Raw genomic sequence first — 3,164 nt, forward strand, 5'->3', positions numbered from 1 at the left:
CCGCGAGCTGGCCGAGCATCCGTACGCGTCGCACGGCTTCCACTGGATGCGCAGCGGACGCCAGGTCCGGATCGGCGGGCACGTCACGGAGGCCGGGCCCGAGGAGAGCGCGGCGGATCTGCGCGGCCGCTCCCCCGCCGCGCTGGCGGCGGCGCTGGCCGGGGCGGGACGGCAGAGCGCGGTGCTCGGTGCGTACGAGGACCTGGAACGGGCCTTCGAGGACGCGTACGAGCGGGCCGGGCGCGACCCGGACGCCACCGCCCCCACCTGGACGCTGTACGTCCTGGAGCCGGACGAGGTGGAGTTCTACCAGGAGGAGGCGCGGCGCCGGCACGTCCGGCTCCGCTACCGCCGCGCCCCGGAGGAACGCGGCGGCTGGCGGCGCGAGTTGCTCTGGCCATAAGGCCCGCTCTGGCCATAAGACCCGCTCTGGCCGTAAGACCTGCGGTCAGCCCAGGCGTACCGGCAGCGTCCGCTGGCCGTTGATGATGACCGAAGGGGAGCGCTCCGGCGGCCCGTCCGGATCGGCGAGCCGCAGACCGGGGAAGCGGGCGAAGAGTTCACGCAGCGCGATGGTGGTCTCCAGCCGGGCGAGCGCCGAGCCCGGGCAGCTGTGCGGGCCGTGGCCGAACGAGGTGTGCCGGGGGCGGCGGGAGATGTCGAAGCGGTCGGCGTCCGCGCCGTGCTGGCCGCGGTCGCGGCCCATGCCGCCGTAACTGATGACCACGCCCTCTCCCTCGCGGACGAGGGTTCCGGCGATGTCGATGTCCTCGGTGGCGAAGCGGAACAGGAAGTTCAGCGTCGGGGAGTCCAGCCGCAGGCTCTCCTCGACCACATCGTCCCAGCTGTAGCGGCCGGTGTGGACGAGTTCGAGCTGTGCGGGGTCGCCCAGCAGCGACCGTACGGCGTTCACGATCAGATGGACGCTGGTCTCGTGCCCGGCCGTGATCATGACTTGGATGGTGGCGATCAGCTCCTCGACGGCCTCCTCCGACGGCTCGTCGCCGAGTTCCGACAGCAGCGCGCTGGTGAGGTCGGCGCCGGGCTCGTCGCGCTTGAGCCGGACGAGCCGCGCGATATAGCCGTACAGCCCCTGGAGGGTGGCGAGGACGGTCTCGGGCGCGGCCTTGTCGTCGAAGAAGCTGTCGTACAGCTCCCGCAGCGGCCGGTGCCATTCGGTCGGCATGCCGAACAGCTCGCCGACCACGGTGATGGGCAGCGGGAACGCGAAGGTGTCCTTGAGGTCCACCACCCCGCCCGCGTCGTCGGCCGCCCGCTCCGTACGGTCGAGCAGCTCGCGGGTGATCTCCTCGACGCGGCCGCGGAGCGCCTCCACCCGCTGCGGGGTGAACTCCCGGGCGACCGGCCTGCGCAGCCGCCGGTGCTCCGTGCCGTCCGTGCTGACTAAGGAGGGCCCCAGGTCGACCAGGCCGATCAGCGGCCAGTCCGCGGGGATCTCACCGCGCTTCCAGGCGCCCCACCGGTTGATGTCCTTCACGAAACGGCTGTCGCGCATCACCTCGCGCGCGGGCGCGTCATGGGTGACGGCCCAGGCGGGCACCCCGCCGGGCAGCTCCACCCGGACCACGGGACCTGCGGCGTAGAGGAGTTCGCTCTCCTCCGCGGACGTACGGATCGTCGGGTCGAGCAGAACGGGGCGGTCGTCCTCTGTCAGTCCCAACCGAAGCCTCCGGTGTATGAGTGGGCGGGTGTATAGGTGACGGGCAGCGAGGTCAGACCGCGCAGCCAGGGCGAGGGGCGCCAGCGCAACTCGTCGGCGGGAACGGCCAGCTCCACGTCCGGCAGGTGCTCCAGCAGCGTCTCGACGGCGGTGTGGGCGACGACCTCGGCGATCCACTGCCCCGCGTACGGGCAGCGGTGTTCGCCGTGGCTGTACGACATATAGGCGTTGTGGCCCTCCGGCCCCGCCACCCCGCCCGCCTGCGGACGGATATAGGGGTCGGTGTTGGCCCCCGCGAGCCCGAGCAGCACCAGGTCCCCGGCCGGGATGCGGGTCGCGCCCAGGACGGTGTCCTGGGTGGTGAAGCGGCCCGCGAAGATCTGCACCGGGGTGTGGTCGCGCAGCACCTGGTGCATGGCCTGGCGGACCGAGCGGCGGCCGCCGCCCATGTCGGCGGCGTAGTCGTGGTCGGTGAGCAGCAGCCACAGGGTCATGCCGATCCAGTCCGTGCAGGGCTGGTGTCCGGCGAGGGTGAGGACCATCAGGTCCTCGACCACCTCCTGATCGGTGAGACCGGCGCGGTCGGCGATCATCCGGGAGGTGGCGTCCGGGCCGGGGTCGGCACGTTTACGGGCCACCAGCCGCTCCATGGTGCCGCGTACCTCGATCTGCCCGCGCAGGGCGTCGGGGCCGCCGTCGACCATGTCGTTGATCGCCTTCACCAGCGCGACGCCCTCGGCGTCGGACAGGCCGAGGACGCGGCTGAGGGCGAGCACGGGCAGCGGATGGGCGTAGTCGGCGATCAGATCGGCCCGGCTGCCCTCGCTCAGCTTGTCGATCAGACCCTGCGCGAACGACTGGGTGGCGTCCTGCATCTGATTGAGATCGACCGCTTCGAGGGCCGATCCGACCGCTCCGGCGCGCCTGCGGTGATCGTCGCCCTCCCGGTACAGCAGCGACCCGTTGTCCTCGACCATGGGACGCAGCGGCCAGTCCGGCGGGATCTGCGGCCACAGCTTCCAGCGGGCCGAACCGCGCCCGAACACCTTGGTGTTCTCGGTGACGCGCAGCAGTTCGCGGTAGCCGAGGACCAGCCACGCGGGGACGCCGCCGGGGAGCAGCACGGGCGCGACCGGTCCGTAGGTGTTCCGCAGCTCCCGGTACACCTCGGCGGGGGTGTCCTGGAAGCGCGGGCCGAACAGCTCGACGGCGTCCTCGTGGGACGCGGGCCGCTCGATGGCGGGCGCGGCCTGTGGTGCGGTGGGCTCTGGGGCGGTGGGCTCTGGGGCGGTGGGCTCTGGGGCGGTGGGCTCTGGGGCGGTGGGCTCTGGGGCGGTGGGGGCGCCGGGGTCGCCGCTTAATCCCGGCTCGTCCGGTGCGCCGGGCTCGCCGGACGGTTCGGACGGTGAGGTCGGCTGGGTCACGAAGCGGCCTCCTGGGCGGCGGACAGGGTGTGGAGATGGTCGAGCAGCGCCACCAGGAC

The 3,164-nt window shown here is 72.5% G+C and carries 3 protein-coding genes; 1 reads left to right on the forward strand and 2 read right to left on the reverse strand.

Annotation, left to right across the window (positions count from 1 at the left end):
• A partial coding sequence (locus SSOG_RS18430) for a pyridoxine 5'-phosphate oxidase C-terminal domain-containing protein (RefSeq protein ID WP_009715761.1) occupies nt 1–403 on the forward strand: 403 nt, incomplete at its 5' end.
• Between the two features lie 45 nt (nt 404–448).
• On the opposite strand, the gene SSOG_RS18435 is transcribed toward SSOG_RS18430, so the two are convergent.
• Together SSOG_RS18435 and SSOG_RS53670 are read right to left on the reverse strand one after the other, a co-directional pair.
• Nucleotides 449–1,681: a cytochrome P450 family protein gene (locus tag SSOG_RS18435; protein ID WP_009715762.1), complete on the reverse strand. Its 1,233-nt coding sequence runs from the start codon at nt 1,679–1,681 to the stop codon at nt 449–451.
• Nucleotides 1,672–3,105: a cytochrome P450 gene (locus SSOG_RS53670; RefSeq protein ID WP_009715763.1), complete on the reverse strand. Its 1,434-nt coding sequence runs from the start codon at nt 3,103–3,105 to the stop codon at nt 1,672–1,674. Before SSOG_RS53670 ends, SSOG_RS18435 begins: the two co-directional genes overlap by 10 nt.
• Nucleotides 3,106–3,164: the final 59 nt, after the last annotated feature.

The sequence above is a fragment of the Streptomyces himastatinicus ATCC 53653 genome (assembly GCF_000158915.1).
In the GTDB taxonomy this organism is placed as follows: Bacteria; Actinomycetota; Actinomycetes; order Streptomycetales; family Streptomycetaceae; genus Streptomyces; species Streptomyces himastatinicus.